Raw genomic sequence first — 15,558 nt, 5'->3', positions numbered from 1 at the left:
CTGAAATACTAGAATTTTTCAATCTTTCAATTTTTCAATAATAAAAATGAAAATGAAAAAAATACTAGTCATAGACAATTACGATAGTTTCACTTATAATTTAGTGCATTATCTAGAAGATTTAAATTGTGAAGTAACCGTTTACAGAAACGATGAATTTGATATTGATGAAATTGCAGTTTTCGATAAAATACTACTTTCTCCAGGACCTGGAATCCCGGATGAAGCAGGATTATTGAAAGATGTAATTAGAAAATATGGCCCAACCAAAAGTATCTTTGGCGTATGCTTAGGCCAACAAGCAATAGGAGAAGTTTATGGAGGAACGCTTTCTAACTTAGATAAAGTATATCATGGTGTAGCAACAATGGTAAAAACAGTCGTAGATGATGAACTTTTATTTGCAGGATTAGGAAACGAATTTGAAGTAGGACGTTATCATTCTTGGGTGGTTGATGCCAATTTGCCTGATGTACTCGAAGCTACTTCTTTCGACGAAAATGGGCAAGTAATGTCGTTGCGTCACAAAACGTATGATGTTCGTGGTGTACAGTTTCACCCTGAAAGTGTTTTGACTCCTAATGGTAAAAAGATATTGGAGAATTGGGTTAAAAATTAGTCATATTGACAAATTTCATACTCTCGAAAGACTTTAAGACCTTGGACTTTCAACTTTAAGACATATTTAAAAAATGAAAAACATATTAAACAGATTAATCAATCACGAAATGCTTTCAAAAGAAGAAGCAAAAAATGTATTGGTTAATATATCCAACGGGAGTTACAATACCAGTCAGATTGCTTCATTTCTTACCGTATACATGATGCGGAGTGTTAGCATAGAAGAGCTTTCCGGATTCCGTGAAGCATTATTGGACTTATGCATTCGAGTGGATTTATCCGCTTACAATACCATCGATTTGTGTGGAACGGGAGGTGATGGAAAAGATACTTTCAATATTTCAACCTTGGCATCTTTTGTTGCTGCCGGTGCAGGAATAAAAGTGGCAAAACACGGAAATTATGGGGTTTCTTCTATTTCAGGATCCAGTAACGTGATGGAAAAACTAGGAATCAAATTCAGCAACGACAATGATTTTCTGGAAAGATGCATTGATAAAGCAGGAATTTGTGTTTTACACGCTCCGTTATTTCACCCCGCAATGAAAAATGTGGGACCAATTAGAAAAGAATTGGCTGTAAAAACCTTCTTCAACATGCTAGGGCCAATGGTAAATCCATCGTTTCCTAAAAATCAATTGGTCGGTGTTTTCAATTTGGAACTAGCCAGAATGTATGCATATTTGTACCAAAATACTGATGTGAATTTTACCATTCTGCATTCGCTTGATGGCTATGATGAGGTTTCATTGACAGGACCTACAAAAACGATTACCAGTTCTATGGAAGGAATGCTAAATCCGGAAGATTTTGGTGTTCGTCTTTTGCTTCAAAGCGAAATCGAAGGCGGAACAACTATCGAAGAATCAGCTCAAATATTTACCGATATCATTTCTGGAAAAGGAACTGAAGCTCAAAATAATGTGGTTTGTGCCAACGCCGCAATGGCAATAGCAACGGTTACTAAATGTTCTCCTTTAGAAGGATTTCAAATAGCAAAAGAAAGTTTACTATCCGGTAAAGGACTTGTAGCTTTGAACAAATTGAAAGATTTAAGCAAATAAAAATAGTTGAAAATTTAAAGTTGTTGAAATTTTTCAATCTTTAAATTTTTCAATCTTTAAATTAAAATAAATGAACATACTCGACAAAATTATAGTTGACAAAAAAAGAGAAGTCATTCTCAAGAAATCCATTATTCCGGTTTCGCAATTGGAAGCTTCGGTTTTCTTCGAAAAAAAGACAATTTCTTTGAGCAACAATTTAAGAAACAGCACTTCTGGAATTATCGCAGAACACAAACGCCGTTCGCCTTCGAAATCCGAAATCAATTATAGTTTTACGGTTGAAGAAGTAACAAAAGGATATGAAAATGCTGGTGCTTGTGGAATTTCGGTATTGACGGACGGAAAATATTTTGGTGGTTCACTAGACGATTTGCTTTTGGCAAGAGCCACAGTAAATATTCCGTTATTGAGAAAAGAATTTATTGTTGATGAATACCAAATATTAGAAGCCAAAGCCCACGGAGCCGATTTAATATTGCTAATCGCTGCGGTTTTAACAAGAGACGAAATCAAAACCTTGTCTGAATTTGCTAAAAGTCTTGGACTAGAAGTTTTATTGGAAGTTCACAATCAGGAAGAATTGGAAAAATCGATTATGCCAACATTAGATATGATTGGGGTGAACAATAGAAATCTAAAAACATTTGAAGTGAGTTTAGATTTCAGCAAGCAATTGGCAGCACAAATTCCGAATGATTTTGTAAAAGTTTCCGAAAGCGGGATTTCATCAGTTGAAGCGATTAATGAATTAAAACCTTTTGGTTACAAAGGATTTTTGATTGGCGAAAACTTTATGAAAACCGATAATGCAGGAAAAGCAGCAACCGAATTTATTTCAAAATTAAAAATTTAAAACTAGCCACGAATTTCACAAATTAACACGAATTCAATTGGTGAAAATTTGTGAAATTCGTGGCAAAAAACTGGATGAAAAAAAACACTGACAATCAAGATACTACAACTTTCTTACCTTCGGGGAGTCCCGAGGCTTCGGGAGGGATTAGGATAAAAATCTGCGGCATGAAATATCCTGATAATATTCTCGAAGTATGTTCACTCCTACCCGATTATATGGGCTTTATATTCTGGGAGAAATCAGCGCGGTATTTTGATGATGTTATTCCGGATTTACCAAAATCAATCAAGAAGGTAGGAGTTTTTGTCAACGCTACACAAGAAGATATTCTTGAAAAAATAGCAAAATACGATTTGCAGGCCGTTCAATTACACGGACAGGAATCGGTTGAATTTTGTTTAGATTTGAAGCAAGTTTTAAAAGAGGAGAATGGAAAACAGGCTCAGATTAAAATTATAAAAGTATTCTCTGTTGATGATTCTTTTGATTTTGAGGTGCTCAAACCGTTCGAAACCGCTTGTGATTATTTCCTCTTTGATACCAAAGGGAAATTACCCGGCGGAAACGGAACCACATTCGACTGGAAAGTATTAGAGAAGTATCCTTCAAACAAACCGTTCTTCCTGAGTGGCGGAATCGGAATTGATGAAATGGACGCCGTGAATGAAATTTTGAAAACGAATTTACCCATTTACGCTATTGATGTAAATAGTAAATTTGAGATAGAACCCGGATTAAAAAACATAGAAAAATTAAACAGTTTCAAGGACAACTTGAAAACTTTAAACTTATAAACTTTAAACAAAATGAGTTACAACGTCAACGAAAAAGGCTATTACGGAGAATTTGGAGGCGCCTACATTCCTGAAATGTTATATCCAAATGTAGAAGAATTACGCCAAAATTATTTAAAAATAACGGCTGAACCAGAATTTCAGGCTGAATTTGATGCCTTGCTTAAAGATTACGTAGGTCGCCCTACGCCTCTTTATTTTGCAAAACGACTATCAGAACAATACAACACTAAAGTTTATCTGAAAAGAGAAGATTTGTGTCACACAGGTGCGCACAAAGTCAACAATACCATCGGACAAATTCTACTTGCCAAACGTTTAGGAAAAACCAGAATCATTGCTGAAACTGGCGCGGGTCAACATGGTGTCGCTACAGCGACCGTTTGTGCGCTAATGGGGTTGGAATGCATCGTATATATGGGCGAAATCGACATCAAGCGTCAAGCGCCAAATGTGGCTCGTATGAAAATGTTAGGTGCCGAAGTTCGTCCGGCTCTTTCGGGTTCAAAAACCTTAAAAGACGCCACAAACGAAGCTATTCGCGACTGGATCAACAACCCTGTTGACACCTATTATATCATTGGATCTGTCGTGGGACCGCATCCTTATCCGGATATGGTGGCTCGTTTCCAAAGTGTTATTTCTAAGGAAATTAAAGAACAATTACTAGAGAAAGAAGGCCGTGAAAATCCGGACTACGTAATCGCTTGTGTGGGTGGCGGAAGCAACGCTGCCGGAGCTTACTATCATTTTCTTGATGAGCCATCCGTAAATATTATCGCGGTAGAAGCCGCAGGATTAGGAGTCGATTCTGGTGAAAGTGCCGCTACCTCAGTCTTAGGTAAAATTGGTGTTATTCATGGCAGTAAAACCTTGCTAATGCAATCTGTTGACGGCCAGATTACGGAACCGTATTCCATTTCGGCAGGTCTGGATTACCCGGGAGTTGGTCCTATGCACGCGCATTTATTCGCTTCAAAAAGAGCGCAATTCATCTCAATTACGGATGAGCAAGCCATGAATTGGGGTTTAAAACTGTCTAAGATGGAAGGTTTGATTCCCGCAATAGAAAGCGCGCATGCCTTTGCCGTTCTCGACGAAATGAAATTCAAGCCAGAAGATATAGTGGTCATCAATCTTTCCGGTCGTGGCGATAAAGATTTGAATACTTACATTGATTATTTTAAATTATAGTTGGGTTTACAGTGAATTCATTTCAGAGTTTATCCTGATTTTTTCAGCGCGGTCAGGCTTTCCGTTGCAATCTTTTTTATCTCGTTAAAAAACGAGACAAAAAAGGATTTTCACTTCAAACGAAGTTCAATGAACTCCAATAAAAAATAAGAGCATAGTGAAGTAATCCTTAACGCAAACGCAACGATAAAAATGAAATACAATTTAACATTGCCAAAATAAAAACTATGGAAAAATTATTCGCTTACGGCAGCTTGCAAAATGAGGACATACAAAAAGATCTTTTTGGGCGTATTCTTGACGGAACTCCTGAAACGTTAGTTGGTTATGTAGTAAAGGAAATTCAAATCGAAGAAGAATTTGGATTGGTATATTATCCCATTATTACCGAAACCAATAAACCGGAAGATACCATCAACGGAATGGTATATTCCATTTCGCTGCAAGAACTTCGCCAAACGGATCTTTACGAAGGATTGCATTACAAACGCGTGGAAGTGCATTTGCAATCCGACCAAAAAGCTTGGGCCTATAGCGCGGCAATTTAACCTAATAAATTAAAACTACGAGGTCAAAAAAACCTTGTAAATGGAATAAAAAATATAAAAATGAACAGAATAAATCAAAAATTACAAGAGACTAAAAAGATACTTTCCATCTATTTCTCCGCAGGATATCCTAACCTCAACAACACCGTTCAAATCATTCAGGATTTAGAGAAAAGTGGCGTTGATATGATTGAAATAGGATTGCCATTTAGTGATCCATTGGCCGACGGGCCAACGATTCAAGCCAGTTCCACACAAGCATTGCACAACGGAATGACGACACAAGTTTTGTTTGACCAATTAAAGAATATTCGTAAAACGGTTTCTATTCCTTTGGTGATTATGGGGTATTTCAACCCGATGTTACAATATGGAGTGGAGAATTTCTGCCAGAAATGTGCGGAGATTGGTATCGACGGATTAATCATTCCTGATCTTCCCGTTGATGTGTATGCCGATGAATACAAAGCTACTTTTGAAAAATACGGATTGAAAAATATATTCTTGATTACACCACAAACTTCTGACGAGCGCATCCATTTTATTGACAGCGTATCTGACGGATTTATATATATGGTAAGTTCGGCCAGTGTTACAGGATCCCAAACGGGTTTTGGAAGCATTCAGGAAGATTATTTCAAACGCATTGCCGACATGAATCTAAAAAATCCACAAGTAATTGGTTTTGGAATCAACAACAAGGAAACTTTCAACCAAGCTACACAATTTGCCAAAGGCGCAATTATAGGAAGCGCTTTTATTCAACATCTAACCGAAAACGGAACAGGAAAAATTGAAGAATTTGTAAAAGCGATTCGATAAACAACTTCTTTTATATAAGATCAAACGACGTTTAAAATTCATTTAAACACCGTTTTTTTATGGTTTAAATAAATTATAACATCTTGTCATTTATAAGATTATTATTACATATTACTATAACTAATAAGACTGAAGTTTAATTAGATCTATCTACCCAAATTTAGGGGTGATAGGTCTGATTTTATCATACCTATAAACTAGTTGTACACAATATCTGAAAACCGCGTAATTAAGACATCTACCTTTATTATTCCAAATTTTTAAAAAGCTTGACCAATGCCGATATAGAATAGTTTATCTTCTCTTGAAATTCCATAATCAAAAGATATAATTGTAGATTGATTCCAAGCAATTCTTGCTCCCAAACCATAGGAATATCTAATGTTTTTAAAATTCAAATTTTGCCATTCATCTCTTACTGTTCCTGCATCAAAAAATGGTGCAACTCCAAATGCAAATCTTTGTTTGCCAAGTTTTGTTTCGGATATTCTGTATCTAAATTCAATATTTGTAAACCATAAGGAACGTGCTAAAAATCTATTTGCTCTGTAACCTCGTAAAGATTGTTTTCCACCAAGTGAATTAATACTACCTTCTGGACTCCATTGGTCTTGAAATTCAAAAAATGGTGCATTTGAGCCAAAAATATTACCAACTCCAAATCTTCCGGCTATAACAGTTCTTTTTCCAAAAGGTAACTTTTGGAATACTCTTGCTTGAATAAAAAGTTTGTTGAAATCAAACTGAGAACCAATATATTTACTAGAATATTCATTTGCAATTTCAAAATAATAACCTTTTGTTGGGTCTGGTTCAAAATCTCTAGTATCGTATATTAAAGCGGTTTGCAAAATTGAAATCCAACCACCATTTAATCCAGAAATTTTTCCTTGGTCAAAATCTCTTTGCAAAAGTGAAAATCCATTTGGTGCAGTAGTTTCTTCACCTGTAATTGGATTTATTGCCTCTGCTTCTTCTCCTTCAAAAGTTTTATAACTTAAATGCTGAATTTCATAACCGCCCATTATTCTCCACTTTCCATTTCCTAAAGCATAATCTGCTTTTAAATTAAGCATATATTCTGTTTCCCTAAATCGATTTGACAAAGCATCTGTTACAAAATCTGCTTCACCAGTTCCTCCAGATCTTAATGTTTTTCTCGCTTTGTCAAATGCTGCATAAGTTGAAAAAGTAGTGTTTTCATCTGATGGTAATCTAAGATTTCCTATAGTTGATTCTGTTAAACCAAAATACAAATTTGCTGGATTTTGTTGTGCTTTAAAGTCAACCTTAAATCGCCAACGTGTTCCTTTATAATAAGGAACGTCTAAAGACAGTATTAATTCTCTTGCGTTTGAGGTATAATATGCTGCATTAGCTTTTAACTTTGCTAAATAAGGTGTGTAGGCAAAAAGTGGATTTGTTGGTTCTCCATTCCAATAAACATTACTTCTAATTCCAAAACCAAAACCTGTAACTGGATCAGCGGAAAAATCTGGCAAACCTGTTACGAATGTTCCTTCACGTTTTTTCAAAACATCATCATCAGACATTTTTTTTGATTTTATAAATGAAAGTGAATCCTTTACTTGGGCATTAATTGAATAAGTTGAAATAGTTAAAATCAAACAAAATAATAATTTTTTTAGAGACATTTTTGATATACTTTTTAATTACTCGGTAAATATCGTTAGTAATTAAGAGTATATAAAATAAGACAAGTGCAGAATAATTTATTTGTACTAATTGAATATTTAAAAAAGGTTTTTCTTAAATTGAGTTGGCGTTAAACCTTTGAATTTCTTGAATATAGCATTAAATGAAGATTTAGAATTAAAACCGACATCTGTTGCAATTCCTAAAAGTGTAAATTGATTATTTTGGTCGTTTTTTAATCGTTTTATAAATTCTTCAACTCTATATTCATTTATGAAATCTTGAAAATTGGTGTTCATATGCTCATTTAAAACTTCCGAAATATATTGACGTGGAATATTTAGTTTTTCAGAAACATCTTGAATAGATAACTTTCCATTAAGATATAATTTATCTTTTTCCATTGAGTAAATTAAATCTGTTTTGTAATTATTTATCATTTCCTCATTTAGTTTGGAATTCTTGTATTTACTAATTTCTGTTGTTGGTAAAATTTCTTTGGCATTATTAAACAATTTAAAAGCAATAAAATAAAATAAAAAAGCAACAACTAATAAAAGATAGGAATTGAAATTTTGTTCATTAAAAAATGGTAATTCTGACAATCCAACTATCATAAAAATATCATTAATAAATAAAAAAACAAATAAAATGACAATTGGACTAACAAAATAAATCAGCCAAATTCTCCTTTTGTCTGTAACAACTGAATATAAAATTATAGATAAGTAAACCACAAAAGTTAATTCCGAAAAAATTTCAAAAATTTCAACCATCAAATTTTCTTTGAGTAGTTTTATTTCAATGATTTCAAGAATAAAATAAAGGATATTAGGTATAAAAAAAAGATAATCTGATTTCTCAAATTTTTCTTTTCCACTTTTATAATATCTAAAAAACAAAAAAAGAAATGTTACAAAGAGCGTATTGTCGAAAAGAAACCAATCTGTATTTTGAATGAATAGATTATTTTTATCATCGGCTATAATGTATAATACTATGGAAAACAAACTTCCAAACAACAACCAAAAAGTAGTTTTTTTGTAGTCTTTACGATTAGTGTATAAAACCGAAAGGACAAAAAGCCCTTGTATTACAGCAATGATTTGAATTGTTTGGAGCATTTTTTCATTAAAAGTTGCAAGTTACAAAATTTGTGAATCATAAAATTGTAAGAAATATATTTAAGTCATTTAAAATATTAATAGGTAAGAATATCACTTAAAAACTAATTGTCAATGATACTGCGTACAATAGCTAGAGTTGCGTGCGCAGCACGAACAATGAAACTCTGGTTAAACGGAACCGGCCACTGGCAGGAACTATGGAGTTATCGTAAAATTTTGAGAAAGAATTATAAGAGGATTTAGTGTCTTTTTTCTAGGAGAAGTAATTTTCAGTTTGCTACCCGGCCGTGCTGATACCACACAATTGCTCAAAATAAACACAAAATTATAAAATTCAATTACTTAACACACCGACAAGCTCTGCAAAGTGTTCTTCTAAAAAATAAATTTCTAGCAAATGCTGTGTAAATGTCTCTGACTTTGCGCAATTTTATAAACTCTATAGGAAAACAAAACGCCATCAAGTCTTTGACTTTTATCGTGTTAAAATTAAAAACCCCGACTACGCGAGAGTGCCGCTCGTGAACATTAACAAAAATAGCTGTAAATTTGTAATAGACACGAGCGGGACGCTTGCGCTAGAAATGCGGACATTAGCGGTTATTGTAAACCAACACTCACTGACATATATATTAACTTGGATAACTTAATATCAAAAAAATGGCAAAACAAATTTTTATCAATTTAGCAGTAAAAGAACTGCAAAAATCTATGGACTTTTATACTGCATTAGGTTTTACGAACAATCCTCAATTTTCGGACGACAGTGGAAAATGTATGGTTTGGAGTGAAAATATTTTTGTAATGCTTTTGACACACGAAAAGTTTGCATCCTTTGCAACCAAACCCATTGCAGACACAAAATCAAACTTAGCAGCAATTTTTTCATTATCAACAGACAGTATTGACGAGATAAATAACATTGTAACAAATGGACTAAAAGTTGGTGGAACAGAACCTACCGAAATGCGAGATTATGGTTTTATGCAACAGCGAACTATTGAAGATTTTGACGGACACACTTGGGAAGTTTTCTATATGGACATTTCAAAATTCCCAACAGAATAACCAGGAAATGAACAACACAAATAATCACGATGAGCGAATTGCGAAAATGACATTCACTTCGGTATACCCTCTTTATCTCGCAAAAGTGGAAAAGAAAGGCAAAACGAAAGAAGAATTACATCAAGTAATTGAATGGCTAACTGGTTATGATAACGAAAGTCTTCAAAAACATATTGATGAAAAAGTAACTTTTGAAAAATTCTTTAAAAATGCTACAATAAATCCTAACGCTCATCTCATAACTGGTGTAATCTGTGGGTATCGAGTTGAAGAAATTGCAAATCCATTAACACAGCAGGTAAGATATTTAGACAAATTAGTAAATGAATTAGCAAAAGGAAAGACTTTAGATAAAATTTTAAGAAAGTAAACAATGTAACAACTTAAAACAATTAAAATTATGGCACTTATCAATCCACACATTAACTTCAACGGAAATGCCGAAGAAGCATTCAATTTTTACAAATCAGTATTTGGCGGAGAGTTCGCAAAGATTATGCGTTTCAAAGACTTGGCAAGTACTGAATTTCCTGTCGCAGAAAATGAAGCGAATAAATTAATGCACATTGCTTTGCCTATTGGAAAAAACATTTTAATGGGCAATGACGTTCCAGAAAGTATGGGTTCAGTAAATGAAAATGAAAACAGATCTAAAATAGCTATCAGCGCAGAAAGTCGTGAAGAAGCCGACAAGTTATTTAGCGGACTTTCAGCAGGTGGAAATATTGAAGTGCCTATTGGCGACAGTCCTTGGGCTTCCTATTTTGGGATGTTTAGAGACAAATTCGGTATTGAATGGATGGTGGATTTTGACCCAAAATATAACGGAAAAGTATAAATGAATTATCACTTTAGAAAAGCGGAACTATCTGAAATAGCTCAAATATGGAAAATACTCCAACAAGCTATCGTTCGAAGAAAAGAAGACGGCAGTGATCAATGGCAGGACGGTTATCCAAATCCGGAGGTCGTACAAAAAGACATTGAAAAAGGGGAAGGCTTTGTTTTGGTTGAAGGAGAAACTATCATCGGTTACAGTGCTGTACTAATCAATGACGAACCTGCTTATGAAAAAATTGAAGGCAACTGGCTAACGAATGATAATTTTGTTGTCATTCACCGCGTAGCAATTTCTGAAAAATATTTAGGTAAAGGTTCGGCTAAAATGATTATCAAATTCATAGAAGACTTCGCATTAAGCAACAACATATATAGCGTAAAAGCAGACACCAATTTTGACAACATTGCCATGATGAAAATTTTTGAAAATTTGGGTTATACGTATTGTGGCGAAGTTTTTTTCAGAGGAAGCCCTAGAAAAGCTTATGAGAAAGTGTTGGTAAAATCTTTCTAAAATTTGTTATTTAAACTCTGCTAAACATTTTGAAGAAAAAAACACTACTTTTAATTTCATAAAAAGATATTACTATGAAATGGAAATTAACCTTTTACCTCCTACTTGCCATCAGTCTTACAGGATACAGTCAAAAGAAAGAGGAATCAGAATTGATTAAAAAACTGTTAGAAAAAGAGTCGGCCACTTGGAGGGCTAGGGACAGTAAAGGTCATAGTGACTGCTGGTATATCCAGCCGTACAGCCGAATTTTAGTTTCTACACCAAAAGGCGAAACATTTGATGTTCCTCCAGCAGCAATGATCAACACCAGCCCGGAAGCAATGGGAAATGGTGGTTTTGCAGTAAACAGCAATTATAAAATGAGCATTAATGGCAAAACGGCTTGGGTAAGTCATGATGAAGAATCTACAGCTAAAGATGGCAAGAAAACATTCTCTTATGAAATTCGGCTTTTAGAGAAAATTAAAAACAAATGGAAATTAGTGGGGCAATCAATTCATATTTATAAATCGGAATAAACAATCCTTTTGTGCATTTGCAATACTAATTAAAAACGCCCCTTAGTTCTAAAATAATAGAATTAAGGAGCGTTTCTTTTTTACTGCTAAACACCTACTCCGCCATCTCCGTTTCAAATTCCATATGATCTACTATTTCTGCAGATTCCGGTTTTGAAGCTTTAAGCGCATTGAACCTTTCTAATTGTTCTGTTTCCCCTTCTTCCCCACTGAAATAAGGAAAAACGTCCATAATAGGTGATTCTGATACAGCAGGAATCGTATAGTCTCCCATGGTTCCTTTCATTACGCCTATGGTGTTATCATAAGCTTCTTTTACATCATTAGCCTGCACTAATAAATACATATTGGTCTTGCGTTCTTTGCCACTTTCTTCGTCATACGCCAATAATGAAACTTTGGATCTAAACCAACGATCCGCATTTTCAAAAGGATGAATCTCTGCATAATTAGCCACTTTTATATTCGTGATTTTAAATTCTTCACTTATATACGCCGACATCTCTTCATTAATTCTACTTTCTGCTTCGGTGTAGGATAAAGCGTCTACCAAGTATGGTTCATTCGCAATTTTTTGTGCTCCAGTTTCGTCTGTTTTTCTATATTTTACTTTGCATTCGTACCAAATTGTGCTCATATCTAATTTTTTTTAAGGAGGTCAAAGATAGATTTTAAAGAAAAAAAAGAACACAATTAATAAAATAGATATCCACAATTTTGAAGCAAGGTCAGCAGACTCCTTTATTTACCTTCGTGCTATATTGAAAACATATTTATATAAATTTATTTTAACACAATTAACCGCTATAATACCTTGTTAAAATTAAGTTAAATAAAAATTAAACAAGTGTTTAATTTAAACAGTTGTTTAATTTTGCATCGAATTAAAAACAGAAGAATTGAAAAGCAATTTTAACGATAAACAAATTATAATTCTGGAAGTAGCCGAAACGCTATTTGCAGAAAAAGGATTTGAAGGTACTTCGATACGAAATATTGCTAAAGAAGCCAAGATAAACATTGCGATGGTTTCTTATTATTTTGGTTCTAAAGAAAAACTGCTGGAATCACTTATACTCTATAGAACTTCCGACTTAAAAATACAGTTGGATAATTTAATAATCGAAGACCTCGAACCTATCGAGAAAATAAATAAATTGATTGAGCTTTACATCAATCGCATCAATTGCAATAAAGGTATTTACAGAATTTTACACTTCGAATTTACCTCTAAAAAAGGAGATTCAAATCTTCAGGCTTTCTCGGAATTAAAAAAAGGAAACCTTAAATCCTTAGAATCCATTATTATAGAAGGTCAAACCAAAGGCATTTTTAGAAAAGATGTGATCATTCCTTTAATAACGCCAACAATTTTAGGTACTTTCTTTCATTTCCATATGAATAAAACTTTCTTTCAAAATTTACTAAATTTGAACACAGAAGATTTGTACAATAATTATATAAAAACCAATTTGACATTACACATTCAACAAACTATAAAAGCCCTTCTGATATATGAAAGTTAGTCAATTAATGCTCTTCGGGATTTTCTTTATAGGAACTTCTGCTGTAGAAGCACAAGAAAAAACGAGTTTAACACTCGATGAAGCCATCCATTTGGCTTGGAAAAACAGTAATGAGGTTAGCTTGGCCAACACTAAAGTGGCGACTAAAAAATACGAATTACAATCTACAAAAAACAATCAATATCCTGATTTGAAAGTTTCGGGACAATATCAAAGATTGGCAAAAGCGTCTATTGATCTAAAAATCAATAAAAGTGCTACTTCACAACCGCTTCCCGTTGTGGATCAATTGATGATTGGACAAGTTAACGCCAGCGTACCCGTTTTTGCAGGATTTAAAATCCAAAACAGCATCAAAGCTTACGAAAACTTATATCAGGCAGAAACAGCTACAGCCTCTCAAAAAAAGGAAGAAGTGGCTATGAAAGTGGTCAACCATTATGCCGATTTGTATAAAGCACAAAAAACATTGGAACTTTTGAAAGAAAATCAGAAAAGAGCGCAACAGCGAGCAACTGATTTTAGCGATTTAGAAAAAAATGGAATTATCCCCCGAAATGATTTATTAAAATCACAATTACAAGTATCTAAAATTCAGTTGTCAATAGATGAAGCAACTAAAAATTTAAATATTGTAAATTTTTATCTGGTTACCTTACTAAAATTGCCTGTTGGAACAAAACTAGAAATTAAAGAAAGTGATTTTGCCAACTTTCAAATGGATAATATTCCTACCAATGATGAGCCTGCACTACAAAATCGTAAAGATTTAGAAGCAGTCCGTTTTCAGGAAAAAGCAAGCCAAGCTAATGTTAAAATAGCAAGAAGCGCCTATTATCCTTCTATTGCAATCATTGGTGGTTATACTGCATTAGACCTGAAAAATGTAATAACTGTTCAAAACGCAATGAATATTGGTGTGGGTGTTTCTTATGATTTGAGTGCTATTCTAAAAAATGGAACCATGGTAAGAATAGCGGAAAGTAAAGTAATTGAAGTACAAAATTCTCAAGCTATGCTTACTGATTATATCAAATTGGAAGTTCAAAATGCTATAGAAGATTATGATTTGGCACTGAAACAAAATGTTGTTTATGCACAAGCTGTAGAACAATCCTCAGAAAATTACAGAATCATAAAAGACCAGTACGACAACGGTCTTTCGGATACCAATGATTTACTGGAAGCTGATGTAGAACAATTAGGTTCAAAAATCAATAAAGCATTAGCAAAAGCAAATATTATTCAAAAATATTACGAACTGCTTTCCGTTACCGGTCAGTTATCTCAATCATTCAATCTAGCAAAAATATAATCAAAACACATGGAAAAGAAAAAGACAAATACAAAATTTATTATTATCCTAGCGGTTTTGGTAGTATTAGGCGGAACTTATGGAATTTATAAATACATGCACTCTTTGGCTCATGAAGAAACAGACGATGCGCAAATAGAAAAAAACATGAATCCTATTATCCCTAAAGTTTCTGGGTATGTGGATAAAGTATATATCAAAGATAACGATTTTGTGAAGAAAGGTGATACCTTATTTACCATAGACAAGAGAGATTATCAGTTGAAAATAGACGAGGCAAATGCTTCATTTCTTGCTGCTGAAGGTAATTTTGAAGTTTCTAAAGCAGATATTGGTAGTGCTTTGGCTAATATTTCTGTATCTGATGCCAATGTATTATCTGCCGGAGGAAATATTCAATCCGCAAAAATTAGATTGGACCGAATCAATAGCGATTACATTCGATACAATAATCTGTACAAAAATCATTCGATTACAAGACAACAATACGAGCAAGCCTTGGCAGCAAAACTAGAAGCTGAAAATCAAGTGCGTATTTTGCAACAGCAAGAAAGAGCAAGTGCTTTTCAAAAATCAGTAATTGTGGCTAAATCTAAAGTTTCCACTAAACAGACTGATGTTGCTGCCGCCAATATCAAAAGAGCAAAAGCAATGCTTGACGCTGCTGAATTAAATTTGACTTATACTGTAATTACAGCTGCTATTGATGGCCAGGTTTCAAAAATTGATATTCAACCAGGGCAATTGGTACAACCAGGACAGTCTTTGTTTTATATTATCAATAATTCTAATGCTTGGGTAATTGCTAATTTCAAGGAAACGCAATTGAACAAAATGGTTATTGGACAAAAAGTAACTGTAAATGTAGACGCTTATCCTGACTATAATTTTGAAGGGTCGATCACGTCATTTTCGCCGGCAACAGGATCCCGTTTCTCTATTTTACCCCCAGATAATGCAACAGGGAATTTTGTAAAAACGATTCAAAGATTACCTGTAAAAATAAGCTTGAACAAATCTAACGATGTCGAGAAAATTAAATTATTGCGTCCGGGGATGAATGTTGATGTTGACGTACATATAAAATAA

The 15,558-nt window shown here is 33.8% G+C and carries 18 protein-coding genes; 15 read left to right on the top strand and 3 right to left on the bottom strand.

Annotated features, from left to right (window positions below; translation table 11 throughout):
* The first annotated feature begins 52 nt into the window (after positions 1–52).
* From ACFX5F_RS04290 to trpA, 7 genes are all read left to right on the top strand, one after another.
* A complete protein-coding gene (locus tag ACFX5F_RS04290; RefSeq protein ID WP_379850233.1) occupies positions 53–619 on the top strand; it encodes an anthranilate synthase component II in 567 nt (188 codons plus the stop codon).
* Between the two features lie 73 nt (positions 620–692).
* Positions 693–1,685: an anthranilate phosphoribosyltransferase gene (gene trpD, locus ACFX5F_RS04285; RefSeq protein WP_379850231.1), complete on the top strand. Its 993-nt coding sequence runs from the start codon at positions 693–695 to the stop codon at positions 1,683–1,685.
* A 70-nt stretch (positions 1,686–1,755) separates the two neighbouring features.
* Entirely contained in the window at positions 1,756–2,541 is a 786-nt protein-coding gene (trpC, locus tag ACFX5F_RS04280; RefSeq protein ID WP_379850230.1) for an indole-3-glycerol phosphate synthase TrpC, read from the top strand.
* A gap of 146 nt (positions 2,542–2,687) precedes the next feature.
* Positions 2,688–3,338 (top strand): phosphoribosylanthranilate isomerase, encoded by a 651-nt coding sequence (locus ACFX5F_RS04275; RefSeq protein ID WP_489753078.1) that lies wholly within the window; start codon positions 2,688–2,690, stop codon positions 3,336–3,338.
* Between the two features lie 12 nt (positions 3,339–3,350).
* Positions 3,351–4,532 (top strand): tryptophan synthase subunit beta, encoded by a 1,182-nt coding sequence (gene trpB / locus ACFX5F_RS04270; protein ID WP_379850229.1) that lies wholly within the window; start codon positions 3,351–3,353, stop codon positions 4,530–4,532.
* A 227-nt stretch (positions 4,533–4,759) separates the two neighbouring features.
* Positions 4,760–5,080: a gamma-glutamylcyclotransferase family protein gene (locus ACFX5F_RS04265; protein WP_379850227.1), complete on the top strand. Its 321-nt coding sequence runs from the start codon at positions 4,760–4,762 to the stop codon at positions 5,078–5,080.
* A gap of 60 nt (positions 5,081–5,140) precedes the next feature.
* The gene (trpA, locus tag ACFX5F_RS04260; RefSeq protein ID WP_379850225.1) at positions 5,141–5,902 is read left to right on the top strand and encodes a tryptophan synthase subunit alpha; all 762 of its coding nucleotides are present in this window, start codon (positions 5,141–5,143) and stop codon (positions 5,900–5,902) included.
* Positions 5,903–6,162: 260 nt separating this feature from the next.
* On the opposite strand, the gene omp85 is transcribed toward trpA, so the two are convergent.
* A complete protein-coding gene (omp85, locus tag ACFX5F_RS04255; RefSeq protein WP_379850223.1) occupies positions 6,163–7,557 on the bottom strand; it encodes an Omp85 family outer membrane protein in 1,395 nt (464 codons plus the stop codon).
* A gap of 99 nt (positions 7,558–7,656) precedes the next feature.
* Positions 7,657–8,682, bottom strand: a complete 1,026-nt coding sequence (locus ACFX5F_RS04250) for a helix-turn-helix domain-containing protein (RefSeq protein WP_379850221.1) — start codon at positions 8,680–8,682, stop codon at positions 7,657–7,659.
* Between the two features lie 663 nt (positions 8,683–9,345).
* On the opposite strand from ACFX5F_RS04250, the gene ACFX5F_RS04245 reads away from it, so the two are divergent.
* The 5 genes from ACFX5F_RS04245 to ACFX5F_RS04225 all read left to right on the top strand — a co-directional run bounded on the left by ACFX5F_RS04245 (position 9,346) and on the right by ACFX5F_RS04225 (position 11,628).
* Positions 9,346–9,753 carry a VOC family protein gene (locus tag ACFX5F_RS04245; RefSeq protein WP_379850219.1) on the top strand — a complete coding sequence of 136 codons (408 nt, stop codon included), beginning with the start codon at positions 9,346–9,348 and terminating at the stop codon, positions 9,751–9,753.
* A 7-nt stretch (positions 9,754–9,760) separates the two neighbouring features.
* On the top strand, positions 9,761–10,123 hold the full coding sequence (locus tag ACFX5F_RS04240; protein WP_379850217.1) for a DUF2200 domain-containing protein: 363 nt from the start codon (positions 9,761–9,763) through the stop codon (positions 10,121–10,123).
* A gap of 30 nt (positions 10,124–10,153) precedes the next feature.
* Positions 10,154–10,591, top strand: coding sequence for a VOC family protein (locus ACFX5F_RS04235; RefSeq protein ID WP_379850215.1), 438 nt, complete (start codon positions 10,154–10,156; stop codon positions 10,589–10,591).
* Positions 10,592–11,107 carry a GNAT family N-acetyltransferase gene (locus ACFX5F_RS04230; RefSeq protein WP_379850213.1) on the top strand — a complete coding sequence of 172 codons (516 nt, stop codon included), beginning with the start codon at positions 10,592–10,594 and terminating at the stop codon, positions 11,105–11,107.
* A 74-nt stretch (positions 11,108–11,181) separates the two neighbouring features.
* A complete protein-coding gene (locus tag ACFX5F_RS04225) occupies positions 11,182–11,628 on the top strand; it encodes an endo-arabinase (RefSeq protein ID WP_379850211.1) in 447 nt (148 codons plus the stop codon).
* Between the two features lie 94 nt (positions 11,629–11,722).
* Here the strand turns inward: ACFX5F_RS04225 and ACFX5F_RS04220 are convergent, their stop codons facing one another.
* The gene (locus ACFX5F_RS04220) at positions 11,723–12,265 is read right to left on the bottom strand and encodes a DUF4494 domain-containing protein (protein WP_379850209.1); all 543 of its coding nucleotides are present in this window, start codon (positions 12,263–12,265) and stop codon (positions 11,723–11,725) included.
* Between the two features lie 262 nt (positions 12,266–12,527).
* On the opposite strand from ACFX5F_RS04220, the gene ACFX5F_RS04215 reads away from it, so the two are divergent.
* The 3 genes from ACFX5F_RS04215 to ACFX5F_RS04205 are packed head-to-tail and all read left to right on the top strand — an operon-like array spanning position 12,528 to position 15,558.
* Positions 12,528–13,154, top strand: coding sequence for a TetR/AcrR family transcriptional regulator (locus ACFX5F_RS04215; protein WP_379850207.1), 627 nt, complete (start codon positions 12,528–12,530; stop codon positions 13,152–13,154).
* On the top strand, positions 13,144–14,469 hold the full coding sequence (locus ACFX5F_RS04210; RefSeq protein WP_379850205.1) for a TolC family protein: 1,326 nt from the start codon (positions 13,144–13,146) through the stop codon (positions 14,467–14,469). The genes ACFX5F_RS04215 and ACFX5F_RS04210 overlap by 11 nt, the downstream gene beginning before the upstream one ends.
* Before the next feature lie 9 nt (positions 14,470–14,478).
* Positions 14,479–15,558, top strand: coding sequence for an HlyD family secretion protein (locus ACFX5F_RS04205; RefSeq protein ID WP_379850203.1), 1,080 nt, complete (start codon positions 14,479–14,481; stop codon positions 15,556–15,558).

Origin of the sequence: Flavobacterium zhoui, assembly GCF_042787235.1 — a bacterium.
Classification (GTDB): Bacteria; Bacteroidota; Bacteroidia; order Flavobacteriales; family Flavobacteriaceae; genus Flavobacterium; species Flavobacterium zhoui.
Note: the sequence above shows the minus strand (reverse complement) of the source record. Positions and strands in the feature narration are given on the sequence as shown.

Excerpts from the sequence above, each read along its gene's own strand:
- ACFX5F_RS04290 (WP_379850233.1), top strand. The coding sequence starts at position 53 with ATGAAAAAAATACTAGTCATAGACAATTACGATAGTTTCACTTATAAT.
- trpD (WP_379850231.1), top strand. The coding sequence starts at position 693 with ATGAAAAACATATTAAACAGATTAATCAATCACGAAATGCTTTCAAAA.
- trpC (WP_379850230.1), top strand. The coding sequence starts at position 1,756 with ATGAACATACTCGACAAAATTATAGTTGACAAAAAAAGAGAAGTCATT.
- trpB (WP_379850229.1), top strand. The coding sequence starts at position 3,351 with ATGAGTTACAACGTCAACGAAAAAGGCTATTACGGAGAATTTGGAGGC.
- ACFX5F_RS04265 (WP_379850227.1), top strand. The coding sequence starts at position 4,760 with ATGGAAAAATTATTCGCTTACGGCAGCTTGCAAAATGAGGACATACAA.
- trpA (WP_379850225.1), top strand. The coding sequence starts at position 5,141 with ATGAACAGAATAAATCAAAAATTACAAGAGACTAAAAAGATACTTTCC.
- omp85 (WP_379850223.1), bottom strand. The coding sequence starts at position 7,557 with ATGTCTCTAAAAAAATTATTATTTTGTTTGATTTTAACTATTTCAACT.
- ACFX5F_RS04250 (WP_379850221.1), bottom strand. The coding sequence starts at position 8,682 with ATGCTCCAAACAATTCAAATCATTGCTGTAATACAAGGGCTTTTTGTC.
- ACFX5F_RS04245 (WP_379850219.1), top strand. The coding sequence starts at position 9,346 with ATGGCAAAACAAATTTTTATCAATTTAGCAGTAAAAGAACTGCAAAAA.
- ACFX5F_RS04240 (WP_379850217.1), top strand. The coding sequence starts at position 9,761 with ATGAACAACACAAATAATCACGATGAGCGAATTGCGAAAATGACATTC.
- ACFX5F_RS04235 (WP_379850215.1), top strand. The coding sequence starts at position 10,154 with ATGGCACTTATCAATCCACACATTAACTTCAACGGAAATGCCGAAGAA.
- ACFX5F_RS04230 (WP_379850213.1), top strand. The coding sequence starts at position 10,592 with ATGAATTATCACTTTAGAAAAGCGGAACTATCTGAAATAGCTCAAATA.
- ACFX5F_RS04225 (WP_379850211.1), top strand. The coding sequence starts at position 11,182 with ATGAAATGGAAATTAACCTTTTACCTCCTACTTGCCATCAGTCTTACA.
- ACFX5F_RS04220 (WP_379850209.1), bottom strand. The coding sequence starts at position 12,265 with ATGAGCACAATTTGGTACGAATGCAAAGTAAAATATAGAAAAACAGAC.
- ACFX5F_RS04210 (WP_379850205.1), top strand. The coding sequence starts at position 13,144 with ATGAAAGTTAGTCAATTAATGCTCTTCGGGATTTTCTTTATAGGAACT.
- ACFX5F_RS04205 (WP_379850203.1), top strand. The coding sequence starts at position 14,479 with ATGGAAAAGAAAAAGACAAATACAAAATTTATTATTATCCTAGCGGTT.